The sequence below is a fragment of the Aquirufa sp. A-Brett2-15D genome (assembly GCF_054558735.1).
Genome location: NZ_JBSKFT010000001.1, coordinates 399374 through 419135 on the forward strand (window position 1 = coordinate 399374; position 19762 = coordinate 419135).

17 protein-coding genes are annotated in these 19762 nt (G+C 38.8%); 8 read left to right on the forward strand and 9 right to left on the reverse strand.

Annotated elements, in window-relative coordinates; translation table 11 throughout:
- From ACST14_RS01830 to ACST14_RS01850, 5 genes are read left to right on the forward strand one after another with little or no spacing between them, the layout of a single operon-like run.
- Complete coding sequence (locus ACST14_RS01830) at nt 1-840, forward strand: fumarylacetoacetate hydrolase family protein (protein WP_459459974.1); 840 nt, start codon at nt 1-3, stop codon at nt 838-840.
- Nucleotides 837-1670, forward strand: a complete 834-nt coding sequence (locus tag ACST14_RS01835) for an amidohydrolase family protein (RefSeq protein ID WP_459459976.1) — start codon at nt 837-839, stop codon at nt 1668-1670. The genes ACST14_RS01830 and ACST14_RS01835 overlap by 4 nt, the downstream gene beginning before the upstream one ends.
- On the forward strand, nt 1667-2449 hold the full coding sequence (locus ACST14_RS01840) for an SDR family oxidoreductase (protein ID WP_459459978.1): 783 nt from the start codon (nt 1667-1669) through the stop codon (nt 2447-2449). Before ACST14_RS01835 ends, ACST14_RS01840 begins: the two co-directional genes overlap by 4 nt.
- A complete protein-coding gene (locus tag ACST14_RS01845) occupies nt 2446-3510 on the forward strand; it encodes a D-TA family PLP-dependent enzyme (protein ID WP_459459980.1) in 1065 nt (354 codons plus the stop codon). The genes ACST14_RS01840 and ACST14_RS01845 overlap by 4 nt, the downstream gene beginning before the upstream one ends.
- Complete coding sequence (locus ACST14_RS01850) at nt 3501-4559, forward strand: dipeptidase (RefSeq protein ID WP_459459982.1); 1059 nt, start codon at nt 3501-3503, stop codon at nt 4557-4559. Before ACST14_RS01845 ends, ACST14_RS01850 begins: the two co-directional genes overlap by 10 nt.
- Here the strand turns inward: ACST14_RS01850 and ACST14_RS01855 are convergent.
- The 7 genes from ACST14_RS01855 to ACST14_RS01885 are packed head-to-tail and all read right to left on the reverse strand — an operon-like array spanning nt 4556 to nt 12611.
- A complete protein-coding gene (locus tag ACST14_RS01855; RefSeq protein ID WP_459459984.1) occupies nt 4556-5272 on the reverse strand; it encodes an SDR family NAD(P)-dependent oxidoreductase in 717 nt (238 codons plus the stop codon). The genes ACST14_RS01850 and ACST14_RS01855 overlap by 4 nt on opposite strands.
- 1 nt (nt 5273) lies before the next feature.
- Nucleotides 5274-6989: an IlvD/Edd family dehydratase gene (locus ACST14_RS01860; RefSeq protein ID WP_459459986.1), complete on the reverse strand. Its 1716-nt coding sequence runs from the start codon at nt 6987-6989 to the stop codon at nt 5274-5276.
- Entirely contained in the window at nt 6982-7620 is a 639-nt protein-coding gene (locus ACST14_RS01865) for a hypothetical protein (protein ID WP_459459988.1), read from the reverse strand. The genes ACST14_RS01860 and ACST14_RS01865 overlap by 8 nt, the downstream gene beginning before the upstream one ends.
- Nucleotides 7613-8761, reverse strand: a complete 1149-nt coding sequence (locus ACST14_RS01870) for a MalY/PatB family protein (RefSeq protein WP_459459990.1) — start codon at nt 8759-8761, stop codon at nt 7613-7615. The genes ACST14_RS01865 and ACST14_RS01870 overlap by 8 nt, the downstream gene beginning before the upstream one ends.
- Entirely contained in the window at nt 8751-9521 is a 771-nt protein-coding gene (locus ACST14_RS01875) for an N-acetylmuramoyl-L-alanine amidase-like domain-containing protein (protein WP_459459992.1), read from the reverse strand. Before ACST14_RS01875 ends, ACST14_RS01870 begins: the two co-directional genes overlap by 11 nt.
- A gap of 1 nt (nt 9522) precedes the next feature.
- Nucleotides 9523-10848, reverse strand: a complete 1326-nt coding sequence (locus ACST14_RS01880) for an MFS transporter (RefSeq protein ID WP_459459994.1) — start codon at nt 10846-10848, stop codon at nt 9523-9525.
- Nucleotides 10845-12611 carry an alpha-amylase family glycosyl hydrolase gene (locus ACST14_RS01885; RefSeq protein ID WP_459459996.1) on the reverse strand — a complete coding sequence of 589 codons (1767 nt, stop codon included), beginning with the start codon at nt 12609-12611 and terminating at the stop codon, nt 10845-10847. The genes ACST14_RS01880 and ACST14_RS01885 overlap by 4 nt, the downstream gene beginning before the upstream one ends.
- A 98-nt stretch (nt 12612-12709) precedes the next feature.
- Between ACST14_RS01885 and pgmB the strand changes: the two genes are divergently transcribed.
- Nucleotides 12710-13357, forward strand: coding sequence for a beta-phosphoglucomutase (gene pgmB / locus ACST14_RS01890; protein WP_459459998.1), 648 nt, complete (start codon nt 12710-12712; stop codon nt 13355-13357).
- Nucleotides 13358-13438: 81 nt separating this feature from the next.
- Entirely contained in the window at nt 13439-15709 is a 2271-nt protein-coding gene (locus ACST14_RS01895) for a family 65 glycosyl hydrolase domain-containing protein (RefSeq protein ID WP_459460000.1), read from the forward strand.
- A gap of 155 nt (nt 15710-15864) precedes the next feature.
- On the opposite strand, the gene ACST14_RS01900 is transcribed toward ACST14_RS01895, so the two are convergent.
- On the reverse strand, nt 15865-16869 hold the full coding sequence (locus ACST14_RS01900; RefSeq protein ID WP_459460002.1) for a fatty acid desaturase: 1005 nt from the start codon (nt 16867-16869) through the stop codon (nt 15865-15867).
- Nucleotides 16870-17029: 160 nt separating this feature from the next.
- Here ACST14_RS01900 and dnaK point away from each other — a divergent pair, with 160 nt between their 5' ends.
- Nucleotides 17030-18922 (forward strand): molecular chaperone DnaK, encoded by a 1893-nt coding sequence (gene dnaK, locus ACST14_RS01905; RefSeq protein ID WP_459460004.1) that lies wholly within the window; start codon nt 17030-17032, stop codon nt 18920-18922.
- 72 nt (nt 18923-18994) lie between these two features.
- On the opposite strand, the gene ACST14_RS01910 is transcribed toward dnaK, so the two are convergent.
- Nucleotides 18995-19762 (reverse strand): DUF3050 domain-containing protein, encoded by a 768-nt coding sequence (locus ACST14_RS01910; RefSeq protein ID WP_459460006.1) that lies wholly within the window; start codon nt 19760-19762, stop codon nt 18995-18997.

Consider the following 19762-nt stretch of genomic DNA (forward strand, 5'->3'; position numbering starts at 1 on the left):
ATGAAGTTAGCAAGAATAGGAGAATTAGGAAAAGAAAAGCCTTGCATCTATCAAAATGGGGGATACTATGATGTATCCTCCATTTTTGCAGATTTTAATGAGTCTTTTTTTGAAAATGACGGGTTGGCGAAATTAGCCTTACTACAGGCGACTGATTTCCCTTTAACCACTGGTCGCTTAGGTTCTTGTGTAGCGAGACCTAGTAAAATTGTTTGTGTGGGTTTAAATTATGCCGACCATGCAAAAGAAACCGGTGCTGAAATTCCGAAAGAACCTATTCTATTTTTCAAAAGTACGACAGCCTTATCAGGCCCGAATGACAACATTATCATCCCTAAAAATTCGACTAAAACGGATTGGGAAGTAGAATTAGCCATTATTATTGGTAAAAAAGCCTCCTATGTATCTGAAGCTGTTGCCTATGAATATGTAGCGGGTTATTGTTTACACAACGATCTATCAGAACGTGAATTTCAATTAGAAAAAGGTGGCAATTGGTCTAAAGGTAAAGGATGTGATTCATTTGCGCCTTTAGGTCCATTTTTAGCTACTAAAGACGAAATTAAAGATGTTCATCAACTTTCTATGTGGCTTGATGTTAATGGAAAAAGATTTCAGACAAGTAGCACAAATCAATTAATATTTAATGTACCGCAAGTTGTTTCCTATATATCTCAATTTATGACATTGTTGCCTGGTGATGTCATAAGCACTGGGACTCCTCATGGAGTAGGCTTAGGCTTTAATCCTCCTATTTATTTAAAACCTGGAGATGTAGTTACCTTAGGAATGGACGGATTAGGGGACCAAAAGCAAAACACTATTGCCTATCAGGGATGATTGATTCACATCAACATTTTTGGAATTATAATGAAGAGAGAGACACCTGGATCACACCTGAAATGTCTATTCTACGAAATGACTATTATCCCAACTACAGCGAACCCTTATTTAGAAAACAGGGATTTACTGGCTGCGTAGCTGTTCAAGCTGATTCATCAGAAGAAGAAACTCTTTTTTTAGTGGCCTTAGGGGAACAAAATGAATTCATTCAAGGTGTAGTGGGGTGGGTTGATTTACAAAGTGAGAATATAGAAGATCGATTAGCTTATTTCACTCAATTTGAAGCTATAAAAGGGTTTAGACATATTGTTCAGGGAGAAAAAGATCCCACATTTCTTCAGCGAAAAGAATTTATTAAAGGAGTTAAGACCTTAGCTAGCTTTGATCTCAGTTATGATTTATTAATATATCCTCATCAAATGGCTTCCGCAATAACATTTTGTGAAACGTGTGACGAACAACGAATAGTTTTGGATCATCTAGCAAAAGCACCTTTAAAATTTGAGGATATTTCAGGGTGGAAGAAACAATTGCAAAGTTTCAAGAACCTGGGACACGTTTCAGCTAAAATATCGGGTATAGTGACGGAGGCAGCAGATAAACATTGGAATCAGAATCAAGTGAATGAAATAGTTGATATAGCTTTAGAAGTTTTTGGGCCTAAACGACTACTTATTGGAAGTGATTATCCTGTACTTTTATTAAATTCAACTCTAGAGCGTTGGGTAACTACTTTTCAAGAAGCGTTAAAGGGCTTAAGTCCTATCGAAAAAGAGGAAATTTACCATCTAAACGCTCGTCAATTTTATCAATTAGAAACGATATGAATCTAGGATTAAGAGAAAAAGTAATCATTGTGACAGGTGGTGCTAAAGGAATAGGTCAAGGGATTTCGGAGTCATTAGCCATGGAATCGGCTATGGTGGCAATTGTAGGTAGAAATGAAACTGATAATTTACTTTGTATAGAAAAAATACACGCTACAGGCGGCCAAGCATTTTCATTTGTTGCTGACCTGAGTAATCCTGCAGAATGTGCTCAAGTGGTAGATAAGATTGCCCAATTTTTCGGTAAAATAGATGGATTAGTTAATAATGCAGGCCTAAATGATGGGGTAGGATTAGAAACAGGTAACTATGAAAAATTTATTCAATCCATTAATGCCAATTTGACCCACTATTATCTAATGGCTCAGGCAAGTTTACCCTATTTAAAAAAGAGCAAAGGTTCCATTGTAAATATTGGATCAAAAACCGCAGAAACTGGTCAAGGAAATACGTCTGGCTATGCGGCCTCTAACGGTGGACGCAATGCATTAACACGCGAATGGGCTTTAGAATTACGGGACTTTGGCATTAGAACTAATTCGGTTATTGTGGCTGAATGCTATACACCAATGTATGAAAAATGGATTCAAACGCTTGATAATCCAAAGGAAAAATTAGTTAGCATTACAGAAAAAATACCTCTAGGTCAACGCATGACCACAAAAGAAGAAATAGGGGATATGGTCACCTTCCTTTTATCACCCAAATCAAGTCATACTACCGGACAAATTATCCATGTGGATGGAGGTTATGTTCACTTGGACAGAGCCATTACATGAGAAATTTTGACACATTTGAGAGTCCCGGATTAATCGTTTACCCAGTTCGGGTAAAGCGAAATATTGCGAAAGCTATCGAGATGGTTGATGGCGACGCATCGAGATTAAGACCTCACATTAAAACACATAAGACGAAAGAGGTTAATGATTTTCTTTTAGAAGCTGGAATTACCAAATTCAAATGTGCCACCATTGCTGAGGCTGAATTATTAGCGCTATCTGAAGCACCTGATGTATTGATATCGATGCAATTAATAGGGCCTAATATCACTAGATTAGTAGAATTAGTTAATCATTACCCCAAAACTAGCTTTTCTTCCCTCCTTGATGATGCGCAAGCTGCCTCCGAGTTAAGTCTTCATTTTAAAGGATCTAAAGCAGGAGTTTATGTGGATTTAAACATGGGAATGAATAGGACAGGTATTAGTCCGGATAAAGCTTTGGACTTAATTCAGCAGATTAATTCCTTACCTAATCTGAATTTAAAAGGGCTGCATGCCTATGATGGTCATATTCGAGATAAAGAATATGAAGACCGAAAAGATCACGTTGACCAAGATTTTACATCCTTCTATGAATTGATTGTTAAGCTAGATATATCTGCTTTAGAATTAGTGGTTTCGGGTACGCCTAGCTTCTTAGTTCATCATAAGAATCTCCATTTCACTTGTAGTCCAGGAACGTATGTCTTTTTCGATGCTGGCTATGCTGCCTTATTTCCTGAAAACACCTTTGAATTTGCAGTGGAGATTATCGCAAGAATTATTTCCAAACCTACTCCATCCACTATATGCCTAGATTTAGGTCATAAGTCTGTGGCATCCGAAAATCCCATCGAAAATCGAGTAAGATTCATTGATAGACCTAATTGGATTTTAATGTCCCAGAGCGAAGAACACGGCATCGTGGAAGTAGGGGATAGTTCAAATTACGAAATAGGTGAAATTGTCAGAATGATTCCATACCACATTTGCCCCACCGTAAATTTACATTCCCACTTACAGGTGATAGATGGAGGTCTTTGGGAAGTTAAAGCTAGAAATCGACGTATATGCTACTAATAGATGCCCACCTTGATTTAAGTATGAACGCGCTCGAATGGAATCGAGACTTGCGATCCAGTATTCAGGTAATTAATGAGCGAGAGAAGCATTTAGCAGATAAACCTGATCGTGGAAATGCCACGGTTAGTCTGGGGGAATTAAGGAAAGGGAACATTGGAATTGTTGTTGCTACCCAAATAGCCCGCTATGTAGCCCCAGATTCCTCTTTACCCGGTTGGAATAGTCCAGAGCAAGCTTGGGCTCAAACACAAGGGCAATATGCCTACTACAAGGCTTTAGAGCGTTCTGGTGATCTAAGGCCGATAAGGTCCTTATCCGAATTACATGATCACCTAACACAATGGGAATCTGAAAATCATACCATTGGCTATATTCTAAGTCTTGAAGGAGCAGATTCTATAGTGTCCTTAGAATACCTTGAAATAGCCTATAACTATGGTTTACGTGCTTTAGGTCCCGCTCATTATGGTCCGGGTCGCTACGCTCAGGGAACAAATGCAACAGGTGGAATCGGAGTAGCAGGTAAAGATCTTTTACGAAAAATGATGGATCTAAACATCATTTTAGATGCCACTCATTTATGCGATGATAGTTTTTGGGAAGCGATGGAATACCATCAGGGACCAGTTTGGGCTAGTCATCAAAACTGCCGAACACTGGTAGATCACAACCGCCAATTCAGTGATGAACAATTTAAGGAGATTATAAGCAGAGGTGCTGTAATCGGAATGCCCCTGGATGCTTGGATGATGGTTCCTAATTGGGTACGAGGGGAATCTACACCGCTTAGTAAAAATGTAAGCTTACACACAATGATTGATCATTTAGTGCACATCTGTGATTTAGCCGGAAATACCGATCATGTCGGATTAGGAACGGATTTAGATGGGGGATTTGGAAGAGAACAATGTCCAGCGGATATTGAAACCATCGCAGACTTACAAAAAATACCAGAATTATTAATTCAGCGAGGTTTTTCAGAGCAAGATATTATTAAGTTCAGTCACCAAAACTGGCTGCAATTTCTAGAAAAAGCCTGGTCTTAAGAAACAGGAGGTGGACTTATACTAGTCCAGCCACCATCTACTATCAAGGTTTGACCTGTTATGTGTTTGGCCTTATCACTTAAAAAGAAACAAACTGCTTCCGCTATATCCTCCACATCGGCTGGTTTGCCTAGGGGTGTTAGACGACTCCATTCTTTCAAATAAGTCGCATCTTTCTCCGTACGTTCCGTCATCGTAGCCCCTGGAGAAACGGCATTAATACGAATCTGAACAGGGGAGAGGTCGGTGACTAAATTTTGCACTAATTGATTAAGTGCAGCTTTCGTCATTCCATAGGCCGCTAAATCTGGATGCGCTTGATGTCCAGTAACTGAAGATGTAAGTACAATCGATCCAGGCTGCCCGGCATCTCGTAGTGCTTTTGCCACTTCTTGAATCAGGAAAAAAGTACCTTGAATATTTAGGTCGAGTAAAGACTTCATGGATTCTGGGCTATAATCCCAAAAGCTCCCAAAAGTAGTAATCCCCGCATTACAAACACAACCAGCTAAAGTACCAGGAAGAGCCGTCGCGTAAGCCACCAATTCGTTAATAAATAGCGGAGAACTAACATCCCCTGCTAACGTATGGGCCCCATGTAATAATCCAGCATTAATATCATTAACTACCACTAAATGCCCTTCTTTCATCAATTGCTTCGCAATTTGATGTCCAATTCCTTGACCAGCGCCAGTAACGATATATATATTCATTTTAGTGAGAATCTCGAGTAACAATAGAACCAGAACCTCCTTTTAAGAAATCGAAATCAGCTCCTAAATCAGCTTGCTCCACATGATCAATAAATAGACCCACATAACCGCGAATAGTTTTGGGTTTTTCAAGTGGCTGCGCTAATTTTCGAGCTGCTAATTCTTCCTCAGAAACCTCCCAGTTAATCGTACGCTTTTCCACGTCTAACGCAATATAATCTCCATTTTGAACCCAATTCAAAGGCCCTCCAGCGGCAGATTCAGGCGAAATATGTAAAACTACCGTACCAAATCCCGTTCCACTCATTCGACCATCCGATATGCGAACCATATCTTTCACTCCTTTTTCTAATAACTTTTTAGGAATACCCATATTACCCACTTCAGCCATACCGGGATAACCCTTAGGACCTACATTCTTTAAAACCATCACAGAGGTAGCATCGACATCTAATTCCGGTGAATCAATCCGAGCATGGTAATCTTCAATGTTTTCAAAAACAACTGCCTTTCCCCTGTGATTAAACAATTCCTTGGAAGCAGCAGATGGCTTCAATACAGCTCCGTTAGGGGCTAAATTACCTCGAACCACAGCAATACCAGAATCAGGTTTAAATGGAGTCGCAAAAGAAGAAATAATTGTAGCGTCATAGATAGGCGTATTATCAATATTTTCTCCTACCGTTTTTCCGTTCACCGTGATGATGGAAGTATGCAAATGATCTTTCATCTGATTCATTAGAGCTGGAAGTCCACCGGCATAATACAAGTCTTCCATAAAGTGCTCGCCAGACGGCTGAATATTAGCCAACAAAGGAATATTGCGGGAGAACTCATCGAAATCATCTAATTTTAAATCAACTCCTAATCGACCCGCAATAGCTGTTAGGTGAATGACAAAATTGGTAGAACCGCCCGTAGCTGCATTTACCCGAATCGCATTTTCGAAAGCGGGACGAGTTAACACTTTGGACATCTTCAAATCCTCATTTACCATCTCCACAATACGACGTCCAGAATGCTGTGCTAATACCTTTCTTCGTACATCAGCTGCTGGAATAGCCGCATTCTGAGGAAGACTTAGGCCTAAAGCTTCCACCATAGTAGCCATAGTGGACGCCGTTCCCATCACCGCACAATGACCCGGAGTTCTAGCCATACAAGCCTCGGCTTCAATAAATTCTTTCTGAGATAATTCTCCTAACTTATAGGCTTCCGCAAAACGCCATACATCCGAAGTTCCAATTTCCTTACCCTTAAACTTTCCCTTCATCATGGGACCTCCCGAAAGAACTAAGGTAGGTAAGTCAACGCTACAAGCGCCCATAACTAGGGAAGGAGTCGTTTTATCACAACCACACATTAAAACCACACCGTCAATCGGATTAGCCCGGATAGATTCCTCCACATCCATACTCGCTAAATTGCGATACAACATCGCTGTAGGTTTTATTAAGGTTTCTCCCAAAGACATTACAGGAAATTCCACCGGAAATCCACCTGCCTCGATAATTCCTTTCTTTACAAATTCGGCTAATTCTCTGAAATGAGCATTACATGGCGTTAATTCAGACCAAGTATTACAAATACCAATGACCGGTTTACCTTGAAAATAATCATCTGGAATACCTTGATTTTTCATCCAAGCGCGGTAGATAAATCCATCTTTACCCGTTTTTCCAAACCACTGTTGCGATCGCAATTCTACTTTACTCATCTTGTTTTTCTAGGTCTAAAGTTTTAGAGAGGACAAAACTTCCATCCGCTCCGTATTTATAATAACAGGCTCGTATACCTGATGTGATATCCGAATAGGCATCATCTTCAAAATTAAACGAATGAACAATAGCCGATTTCTCTAAATACAAACTATCTCTACCCGCATAACCCAAACGTTGACGACCCATAATTGCGGGAAACCGAATCGCATTAATTTTACCTGCCACATATTCAAAAGCAAAAATACGGTAATTTTTACCCTGAAATCCCGCTACCCAAAACTCGGGTAATTGATTCCCATTTAAATCTGTTGCAAAAACAGACGCAGGTTTAAAATTATCAAATTTCTGGTCAAATAGTTTCGAATGACTTTTTTCAATGTGAATATTCCCCTCATCCACAGAAATAGTGAAATCTTCAAAAGCAGAACTAAGGCTAGTAACTAACGATTTAGAAACGGTATCATCCACCGCGATACGTGACAAAGAATCACCGTAAGCTTTTACCACGTCTATATCCGTTATTTCAGTCGTTTCTGGTTGATCATCTATATCAGAGATATAGATAAATATATAGGCCAAAAACCCCAACAAAATCACTAACAAGAAAAACTTTAACATATTAGCCATGTGAAATAGATTTCATTCGCTCAATAGCCTTTTCAAGAGTGGATTTAGGACAAGCAAAATTTAATCGCACAAAATTCTTACCCTTGAATTGTTCTCCACGAAGTACATGAAGTCCTGCATCCCAGCATTTCTTTTGAAAATCCCCTAACAATACTTCATCATATGCTATCCAAGCTAAATAGGTGGCCTCTAATGGCTGCATAGATAAACCTGGCGTGGATTTAACGAACTCTAAGAGTAAATCATGATTCTCCTGCAAATAGGGAAGAAGTTGAGATAACCATTCTTCTCCGTGCGCATAAGTAGCTAACATCACATCGATGCTATGTCTAGAAAGCATAGAAAAATAGCCAGCTGTGGCTTTTATAAATTTAGAACGAAGCAAATCGTCCGGAATAATAGCTACTGCACCACCTAAACCCGCGGTATTAAATGCTTTCGAAGTTGCAAAAAAGCTAATGATGGGTTGTTTCTCGAATCGTCCTATTGAGATATGTTCAGATTTAGCATACAATCGTAAATCAGCATGAATTTCATCCGAAACAATGGTGACATTATAAGCCGCACAAAGTTCAACTATTCGTTTGATCTCGATTTCATTAAATACCGTTCCACCTGGATTATGAGGATTGCAGAGAAGAAAAACTTTAGGCCCTTTCTGTAAGCCTCTTTCGAAATCATCAAAATCAAATGTCCACCGATCACCTTCTTTAATCATTTCAAAAGTAATCAAAGGACAATTAACCCAACCTGCCACTAAGTGAAACGGGTGATACACGGGAACAGCCGTAATAATACCTTCCCTTTCATTTGTTAAAACGGCACAAGCGGCTGTAATGCCCGGTACAATACCAGGAATCCAAACTTGTGAATCAAGAGACGTATTCCAAAGATAATCGGTTTGTATCTTTTGTTGAGCAGCTATTTTAAGCGATTCTGGGACGATAGAGTAACCCAAAACTCCATGAGAGCTAATCCGCTCAATAGCTTCTAAAATTTCATCAGCTACACCGAAATCCATATCCGCAACAGGCATCGGAATCATATCTACTCCTGTGGGATAGGTTACATTATCCCATTTGAAAGAATGCGTTTGGCGGCGATCAATAATTTGATCAAAATCGTACACTTTATCGCTCATATTCCGGCCTAAAGACATTAAATCCTAACATAGTAGGATGATTCTTTAAATATACGGAAATAGATTCAACTGATTGACACACCTGCTTGCGATCTTGTGAGGCATGAACTAGATAATAATTCCCCTTGACTTCACGCACAAAGCCTATATGTTGATAATCAAGATCTTTTCGTTTAGAAACAAAAGCAATGATATCCCCCGATTTTAAATAGGACATAATTAAAGAAAAATTAGTACGAGGTACATAAGTCAGTGGTCCTAAATTCTTCTCCATAGACTGAATAGCAGGAATCGTAATCAATAGATTTTTAGGGACCAAAAAATTAGATAAATAGTCTAAATTTTTATTAGCTAAAATTAAGAATGAGGCTGGAATTACGGGTTTAAAAAGTCCCTTTTCCTCCATTTGTGCAAAAGTAGCAGTCAAATAATGATTCCTATTTTCATATGATATGGGCATTTGAACATACCGAATCTGTTTTAATTCGGTAAGGAAAATAGAATCCACACCTTTAGACCGATATAAACTCCAGACATTCTCCACAAAAGTCACACAATCAAAGCCACCGAATTCTACCACAAATTTCTCTGGATTCTCTTTAGATAAAGCGTGAGCTTTATAGGGCAAGCCCTTAAAAGAGTTGGCAATTATCAAGGGCTCATGTTTCAAATTAGCATCCTGAATTTTAGTTTGCAATGCTTGAGGAATAATCTGTGCGAAACTCAGCAAAGGAAAAAGTACAAATATCCAAAACTTCATCTTATGCCTTATCCTTAATCCACAAAACACTAATTGAACCTGCAACAAAAAAGAATCCAGCCACGACAATAGCGTAAATGGCATTACCTCCATACACATGTTTCACTAAAGATCCACCGATAATGCCACTAACGATTTGGGGTAGGGTGATAAAAAAATTAAAGATTCCCATATAAACACCCATTTTAGACATGGGAATAGAACCCGCTAAAATCGCATAAGGCATTGCTAAAATAGAAGCCCAAGCCATTCCTACACCTACCATACTTAGGATTAACATATCGGGATCAGAGATGAAATAAATTGAAATCAAACCTAAACCCCCAGCAATTAATGAAATAGCGTGTGTGGCTTTATTTCCAATGGCACGCGCAATACGAGGTAAGAATATGGCATAGATAGCGGAAACAGCGCTGTATACACCGAAGATAATACCCACCCAGTTCGCCGCATTTTGAAATTCAGGAGAGCTATGGTCATCCATTGGTAAACCATACACATGGTGAGCAATAGCAGGAGTGGAGAATACCCACATCGAAAATAGGGCAAACCAAGAAAAAAACTGAACGACACCTAATTGACGCATAGTAAAAGGCATCTCTTTGATATAACGAAACACCGACCAAATCGTATCCTTCGTACCTTCTTCCTGAAATCCCATGGCTTCGCGTTCTGAAGGCGAATATTCTTTAGTCGTCACAATGGTCCAAACAATCGCTGAAATAAAAACAACAGCACCCACATAGAAACTATACAAAACGTTATCGGGAATTTGACCCGCTGCGGCCTCTTTAGAAATACCGAACCAGTTACCAAACGCATAAGGCAACCAAGAACCTACAACTGCACCAATACCAATTAAAAAGGTCTGAATCGAAAAGCCTAAGGTATTCTGCTCTTCCGGTAAATTATCTGCAACTAAAGCTCTAAAAGGCTCCATGGCCACATTAAAGGAGGCATCCATCATCATTAAAATACCTGCACCTACCATCATAGGTGGAATGAAATTTGCTAAAGCTCCTGCATGTGGAAAAAAGAACAAAGCAGTGGCTGCAAAAATTGCCCCGGTTAAAAAGAAGGGTTTACGACGTCCTAATCCATTCCAAGTGCGGTCAGAATAAAAACCGATAATAGGCTGAATAAGCATCCCTGTTAAAGGTGCTGCCAGCCAAAACCAAGATAGTTGTTCCACATCTGCACCAAAATTCTGCAAAACACGAGACGCATTACCATTTTGCAGTGCAAAGCCGAACTGAATACCTAAAAAGCCCACACTCATATTGAATATTTGCCCTAGACTTAATCGTGGTTTATTAAATGTTTTCATGGTTTTGTTAGTTTTAAAACAAGTGCCGCATTCGCAGGAATCTGAATTAGACTTCCACTTATAGTCGCGGCCTTACTGGCAGGAGGTAAAAAAGTATGAAGCTCTTTCAATTGATAATTTTTCAGTCCCATCATATCTAACGCTAAGGTTGGTATTTCAATGGAAAAATCATGAGTAACAGTATCGAAATTACAAATGATCAAATTACGCTCATTTTCCGTATAACGCAGATAAGCATATACTTTTTCCTTAGGGTAGGAGGTATTTTGGGCATATTGTAAATCAAAAAACTTTCCTTTCTGAATCACATCGCTCGAGTTAATCCAAGCTAATAAGGAAGTGTAGAACGAATCAATTTCCTTTTCATCCGCGGATAGCTTTCCTCCATCAAATTTACCGCCATTTACCCAGCGCTGATGTGTATCTACTCGATAAAAATCAAACATGGAAGTACGGTCATCTGCTACATTAAATCCTTCTACTTCTTGCGCTTTTTCACCAAACTCCTGTCCAAAATATATCATCACTGGCCCATCGTTCATGCTAGCCGTCAAAACCATACCAGGAATGGTAGACCAAAAATTAGTTGCAGCAAAAGCCGGTGAATTTAATCTCGTCTCATCATGATTCTCTAAAAAACGAAGCATATGATTAGCAAAATCCCCTGATTCCTGTTGCCAAACTCGGGTAATATCAGCCGTAGTTGCACCCGTCTTTTTCTCCATTATATGACGTATACCATCATATAAACCTACTTTATCATACAAATAATCAAAGCCTCCTTTAAAAATATAATTACGGTACTCTGCCGGATTATAAATCTCTGCAATAAAAACAGCCTCCGGATTGATTGCCTTTACTTTAGGAATAGCATAAGCCCAAAACTCCACAGGAATCATTTCTGCCATATCACAACGGAAACCATCCACTCCCTTTTTAGTCCAATAGATTAAAACATCCGTCATTTTTAACCAGGTATCTGGAATGGGATCAAAATGAGTCAAATTTCCGTGTTGAACATCTACACCATAATTCAATTTTACCGTTTCAAACCAATCATTAATAGAGGGTTGAGCTGAAAATACATTGTTTCCGCTCACTTTTGCAGGAATTTCAATGTAAGGGACCGTAACAGGAATCGGGGGATTTACTCCCACAGGAACCGTAAATTGAGTCCCGGGTAGATAATAATAATTATTAGCGGGGGAGAAGGAGATATCTTTATTATCGTTTTGTCCAAAGTCAATTACACCAACCGGTTTTTGATCTGAGTAATAAGCCCTAGCTAAGTGATTAGGGACAAAATCCAAAACTAATTTTAAATCTGAAGCGTGGATACGATCTAGCATCTCTGAAAATTCTTGTAAACGCTCAGTAGGCTTATATGCTAAAAAAGGATTGACGTCATAATAATCTTTAATTGCAAATGGAGATCCTGCGCGACCTTTAACGACTTGAGGATGATCTAATGGTGAACCATGAGCAGAAAAATCTTCCATGGTCGCATGCTCTAAAATTCCAGTCGTATATAAATGAGAATACCCTTTCTTTTTTAAAGCTTTTAGTCCTTTTAATGAAACATCTTTGAATTTAGTCACCCCATTTTCAGCGGCGGATCCATTTTTTTTCACATCAGTTTGTTGATTTCCCCAAAGATGAAACATCATTTGATATACAACAAGCTTATCTGTTTTCAAAGATTTTTGAGCCATAAGGGGATGGATTAAGGCGGCGGACAATAGAACTAAGTAAAATTTACGCATATTTTTCAAAACAAACTGCCTAGCACAGCAGAAAAAGGTTTTTTGGTAGATGTAAATGTAATAATTTTGCTAATCTTTAAAACAATCCCTACCTAATTATGTCTTACAAAGCCTGCCTTTTTGATCTCGATGGAGTTTTAGTGGACACCGCGATTTACCACTTTCAAGCCTGGAAAAAACTCGGTGAAAATTTTAACTACCAATTAACCGAAGAACAAAACGAACAATTAAAGGGGATTTCCAGAGTAGAATCATTGAATCGCATATTAGCTTGGGCTAATTTCTCCGCAACAGCAGAACAAAAAGAAACATGGTTAATCGAAAAGAATACCATTTATTTAGATCTCATCTCTAACATGAACCCTGACGAAATATTACCAGGGGTCATTGATTTCTTAGTCCAAATAAAGGCAGAAGGTTATAAAATCGCTTTAGGTTCAGCCAGCAAGAATGCTGAGATCATATTAGAGAAAACAAATCTACTGCTTTGGTTTGATTTAATTATAGATGGAAATAAAGTAACAAAAAGTAAACCTGATCCAGAAGTATTCTTAAAAGGAGCGGAGGGATTAGGCGTCGCAGCATCGGAATGTATCGTTTTCGAAGATGCACAAGCAGGTGTAGAAGCTGCAAAAGCTGGAGGAATGAAAGCCATTGGTATAGGTGAAGACAAAGTTTTAGGGAGGGCAGATAAGGTAATTCCCAATTTTGTAGGCATTTTTTCGGCTGATTTACTAAAATTCTAAAGAAACAGCCTAGCACAGAAATGTCCAAAATTTACAATTTTCTATTTTTGTAATATTGTTTGCAATACCTTATTAAACTGAATGAAGCAATACTTAAAAATAGATGAATGGAAAGTCATCGAAGACCAATTCCATCCCGCCTATAATGAAATAACTGAAAGTATTTTCTCACTCGGCAATGGTCGCATGGGGCAGAGGGGATCTTTTGAAGAAACCTATACAGGTAAGACATTACAAGGAAATTATGTAGCAGGAATCTATTATCCAGATAAAACTCGAGTAGGCTGGTGGAAAAATGGTTATCCTGAATATTTTGCCAAAGTTTTAAATGCAGCTAATTGGAATGGTCTTTCCATTCAGGTAGATGGAGAAGAAGTAGATTTACACACAAGTACCATTCATTCTTTTTACCGTGAATTAAACATGAAGGGCGGTTATATCCTTCGTACTTGTGAAATATCCCTACAAAACGGAAAACGTCTCGCTATTGAATCTATCCGATTAAATAGCATGGCTGACGATGAATCAGGAGTAATTTCCTATTCTATTACACCCATTAATTTCACAGAAGAAATTAAAGTAAAAGCGTTCATTGATGGAGACATTAAAAATAAAGATTCTAATTACGATGAAAAATTCTGGGATGAAGTAAAAGTAGGATCCCATTTTGTTTGGTCTAAAACAAAGAAAACAGGTTTCGAAGTACTAACGGCGCAACATATCGAAATTAAATCAAACGGAAGCAAAGTAGACGCTAAAGCCGTTTCCATTACAAGAGAAAAATACAGCGAACTAAGTTATACCTTATCCGCAAAACAAGGAGAAAAATTAACGATCATAAAATATGCTGTTAATATAAGCTCAGAGAACCATCCAATAGAAGATTTCGAAAAGATTGCTACTGATTATCTTGCTAGAATTGCTGATAAAGGTTTTGACCTAATGCTAGCCGAACAAGCAGCAGCCTGGGATAAGAAATGGGCCATTAACGACATTATCATTAAAGGAGACGCGTCTGCACAACAAGGAATTCGTTTCAATATTTACCAAATGAACCAAACCTACACAGGGGAGGACAATCGTTTAAATATAGGACCTAAGGGCTTTACAGGCGAAAAATACGGCGGGTCCACCTATTGGGACACCGAAGCTTATTGCATTCCTTTCTATTTAGGAACAGCACCTGCTAACGTATCTAAAAACCTATTAATCTACCGTTGGAAACAATTAGATCGTGCCATTGAAAATGCGGGAAAATTAGGTTTCTCAAAAGGTGCAGCCCTTTACCCAATGGTCACCATGAACGGCGAAGAATGTCACAATGAGTGGGAAATCACCTTTGAAGAAATTCACCGCAACGGAGCCATCGCTTATGCAATCATGGATTACGTTAATTATACGGATGATCGCAAGCATCTTGTTGAATACGGCTGGGAAGTATTAGTCGGAATCGCACGTTTCTGGGCTCAACGAGTTAACTGGTCAAAAGACAAGCAGAAATACGTCATGTTAGGCGTAACTGGCCCTAATGAATACGAGAACAACGTAAACAACAATTGGTACACCAATTATATCGCCACTTGGTGTTTAAAATATACGTTAGAGGTTTATGCTGAAATTCAAAAGAATTATCCAGTTGAGGCTTCTGTAAAAATTGCGTCAACATCCTTTAAAAAGGAGGAAATAGATCAATTCCAGCATATCATCGAGAATATGTATTTACCTTTTGATGAGTCTCAAAGCATATTTCTACAACAAGATGGCTTCTTAGATAAGGTAATTGCACCTGTTGAAACTATCTCAGCAGAGCGCCCTATTAACCAGAAATGGTCATGGGACCGAATCCTACGTTCTTGTTATATTAAGCAAGCAGACGTATTACAAGGAATGTACTTTTTTGAAGATGATTTCAGCTTAGCCGAATTAGAACGTAATTATAATTTCTACGAACCGATTACCGTTCACGAATCCTCCTTAAGCCCTTGTGTTCACAGTATTTTGGCTGCAAAATTAGGTAAAGAGGATAAATCTTACGAATTCTATACTCGCGCAGCACGTCTTGATTTAGATGATTATAATAATGATACGGACGATGGTTGCCACATAACTAGTATGGCAGGTACCTGGATGTCGATAATTAAAGGTTTTGGGGGAATGCGACTAAAAGGTCATTCATTGCATTTTAATTCATTTTTGCCAAAACAGTGGAACGAATTCTCCTTCAAAATCAACTTCCGAGCGAATCAATTAAACATTGCTGTAAAGCCATCTGGAATAGAAATAACTAATCTATCAGGACCTGAAATTACGGTATTTGTGCAGGGGGAAGCAAGAGTGCTTACGAAAGTATAAAGCTTTACAGAAAGAATAAAGCACAAAGCATAAAGAATAAAGTTGGTATCGCCGTAGGCGATGAGTATTTGAAATGTATTTCATGAATTAATTAAAAAAGGGATCAAAAATTGATCCCTTTTTTAATACTAAATTTATTCTTTGTGCTCTATGCTCTATACTTTATTTATTAGCTCCACATCTGGCATCGACTTATCTGTCAACGGAACTCCGCCACGCTCTTTGCGAGCTATTCGGGAATACAGACCCAATTCTTGGGAGAAAATGAAAGTAAAAAACAACCTCACAAATGAAGTATGGTATTTTAAATTATCATAAAACTCAGGTGCTGCTGCCTTTAATTTAGGCAAATTATTCCAAGGCACAGATGGCATATCATGGTGTTCATTATGGTAACCTACATTCATATTAATGCCATTCAAATTCCCATAGTACGAATAGGTTTCTTGATTCTTGTCTAACACCAAAAAATGCTCTTGAATCCACCGGGCACCTAAAGGATGAAGACCCACAGAGAAAATAAAACTTAATCCCATATAGGCTAGGGCTGACCAACCCCAGAAATATACAATCACGATATTAAAAGTAATTTGAGCTAATATATTTAATATGACCGGGCGATCTAAAACGGCTAATTCAATGCAGCGCATCGTTCTAATTCCTTGAAAGAAAGGGAAGAGCATTAACCAAATCATTTTTCCTATGAAGAAATTATTAATCAGTTTCGCTTCCCAATAATCAGGTAAATCAGCGTCTAATTCATGCACACCTTGAAAAGCATGGTGCTTTAAATGAAAGTTTTTGAAAGAAATCGCAGTCGGAAAAAGAGAAGGAAAATTAGCAATAATACCAGCAAATACATTCCAAGAGTTCTTTTTGAATATTAAATTATGCGCTGATTCGTGTATGCATACAAATAAAGTATGGGTAGGAAAGGCACCAAAAATCCAAGCTACCCCCACGATAGCCCACCAGGGATAATCCTTTATAAAATAAGCCATGGCTACTTGCATGCCTACGCAAGCCAAGATCCATACAAAAGTCATCGGATTCTTACCAATCAATTTCTTGACCTCTGGATGGGATTTGATGATTGCGCGTGTGCGAGCTCTATGAGGTTCTGGGCCTTCAACCCACGTAAAATCTTTTATTTCGGACATTCTTGTCTATATTTTAGTATACAAATATACTACATCTCGCCATTTTTTCCGTTCGGTATAAGATTTTAAATCAAAAGATGACAATATGTCACAAAAGCCTTGGGCAATCTACAATGGCATATTCATTGTATAAATGTTGTCAAAATATTTAAAAATAATCATGGGAAAAATTATTGGAATTGACTTAGGAACCACCAACTCATGTGTGGCGGTAATGGAAGGAAACGAGGCAGTCGTTATTGCAAACTCAGAAGGAAGGCGCACAACGCCGTCGATCGTTGCATTTTTAGAGAACGGCGAGCGTAAAGTAGGTGATCCTGCTAAAAGACAAGCGATTACAAATCCACAGAATACAATTTCATCTGTGAAGCGATTCATGGGTAAAAAATATTCAGAGGTTAGCTCTGAACTTAAAACGATTTCATATACGGTAGACCAAGGCAATAATGATACGCCACGAGTTCGCATCGGAGATCGTTTATATACTCCACAAGAGATTTCTGCGCAGATTCTAACTAAGATGAAGCAAACGGCTGAGGATTATTTAGGCCAAACAGTAACCGAAGCTGTTATCACAGTTCCGGCTTACTTTAATGATGCAGAACGTCAAGCAACAAAAGAAGCAGGTCAAATTGCGGGTCTTGAAGTAAAACGTATCATCAACGAGCCTACTGCTGCAGCCTTAGCTTATGGAGTAGATAAAGGTGGAAAGGATATGAAGATCGCGGTATTCGACTTAGGTGGCGGTACTTTTGATGTATCTGTTCTTGAATTAGGGGACGGCGTATTTGAAGTTAAATCAACTGATGGTGATACGCACTTAGGTGGTGATGATTTTGATCAAGTAATCATTAACTGGTTAGCGGAAGAATTCATTGCTGACGAAAATATCGACTTACGTAAAGATCCAATGGCTTTACAGCGCTTAAAAGAAGCAGCTGAAAAGGCAAAAATCGAATTAAGCTCCAGTGCTTCCACTGAAATCAACTTACCGTACATTATGCCGGTAGATGGTATCCCGAAACACTTAGTGCGTTCATTAACTCGTGCTAAATTCGAGCAATTAGCTGATAGCTTAATCAGACGTACCTTAGAGCCATGTAAGCGCGCCATGAAAAATGCGGGTTATACAAATTCGGATATCGATGAAGTAATCTTAGTCGGTGGTTCGACGCGTATTCCGCGTATTCAGGAAGAAGTGGAGAAATTCTTTGGCAAAAAACCATCTAAAGGAGTTAATCCAGATGAGGTAGTTGCTATCGGAGCAGCCATCCAAGGTGGTGTGTTAACCGGAGAAGTGAAAGACGTTTTATTATTAGACGTAACACCACTTTCTTTAGGTATCGAAACAATGGGCGGCGTATTCACAAAATTGATCGAATCTAACACGACTATTCCTACGAAGAAATCAGAAACATTCTCTACGGCAGCAGACAATCAACCTTCAGTAGAACTTAATGTTTTACAAGGGGAGCGTCCCATGTCGAAAGATAACCGTTCATTAGGTCGTTTTCACTTAGATGGTTTACCACCAGCACAACGTGGTGTACCTCAAATCGAAGTAACATTTGATATTGATGCAAACGGTATATTACATGTTTCTGCGAAAGACAAGGGAACTGGTAAAGAACAAAAAATCCGTATCGAAGCGTCCAGCGGTTTAACTGATGAGGACATCGAAAAGATGCGTAATGAAGCGAAAGCAAATGAGGCATCGGATAAATTAGAAAAAGATAAAGTTGAAAAAGTAAATCAAGCGGATGCGTTGATATTCCAGTCGGACAAGCAATTGAAAGAATACGGTGAGAAATTATCGGAAGGAAATAAAACAGCCATTGAAGGTGCATTAGCAGAATTAAAAATAGCTCATGCAGCGCAAGATTTAGCTGGTATCGATGCAGGTTTAGAAAAACTGAATACCGCTTGGACAGCAGCATCTCAAGAGATGTATGCAGCAGGCGCTGAAGCAGAGGGTGGAGAACCAGCGCAATCAGCTGATGCAAATGCGTCTGATGGCGGTGCAGAAGATGTATCTTTTGAAGAAGTAAAATAAGCCTGAGTGGTAAAGTAAAAGCCCGGTCTGTCTAACAGCCGGGCTTTTTTTATCCTATTTATTCTTTGTGCTTTATGCTTTCAGCGAAACAATCCCATCCCATAACATCAACCTAACCTGCAAAGATTCAATCGCTGCTTGAGTGGCTTTTTCCCATTTGGCCTCATCTGAACCACATAAATGTTCCATCATCCGGAAAGCTAATTCACTATGGTGCCCGCCATCCACTTCGATATGACGTTCTAAATAATAAACCAAGGTTTCCACCTTATCTGGATTTTCTGTTTTCAACTGATCTACAATGACCTGAAACATGGCAGGAATAATATCTTCTCTTCCAAAAGTAAAAATAGCAGCTACCTCTTCAATGCTTCTATCTTGAATAGCTGAGAAAGTAAATGTTAAAAAATGCTTGACTGAATCGGGAATATTTGCCTCTGGAATCGCTAATAATAATTCCTCCAAGTTCTCAAAAGATCTAAGTTCGTGTAAGAAAGGGGAGGGCATAATTGATAATTCCTCCATGGAACGTAAATAAAGCTCGAAATGGCTAATATAAACTCCATTTTGATCCACATCCGATTCTTCCCCTAAAACAATCTCGTTAATCAGATAACGAATCTCTGCTGTTCCTTTCGGATTCCACGGCACGTCTACAGAAGTTAATTCCTGCTGCATTTTCTTGACTAAAGACATAAAATCCCACACCGCAAAAACATGGTGCTTCATAAAGACCTCTAATTCTGACGTACTTTGTATATACGAATTGATTGGATGATGTACTAATGCATCACGTAATGGGGCAATTTGTTCTTTTAGGCGGTTGATGTGATTACTCAT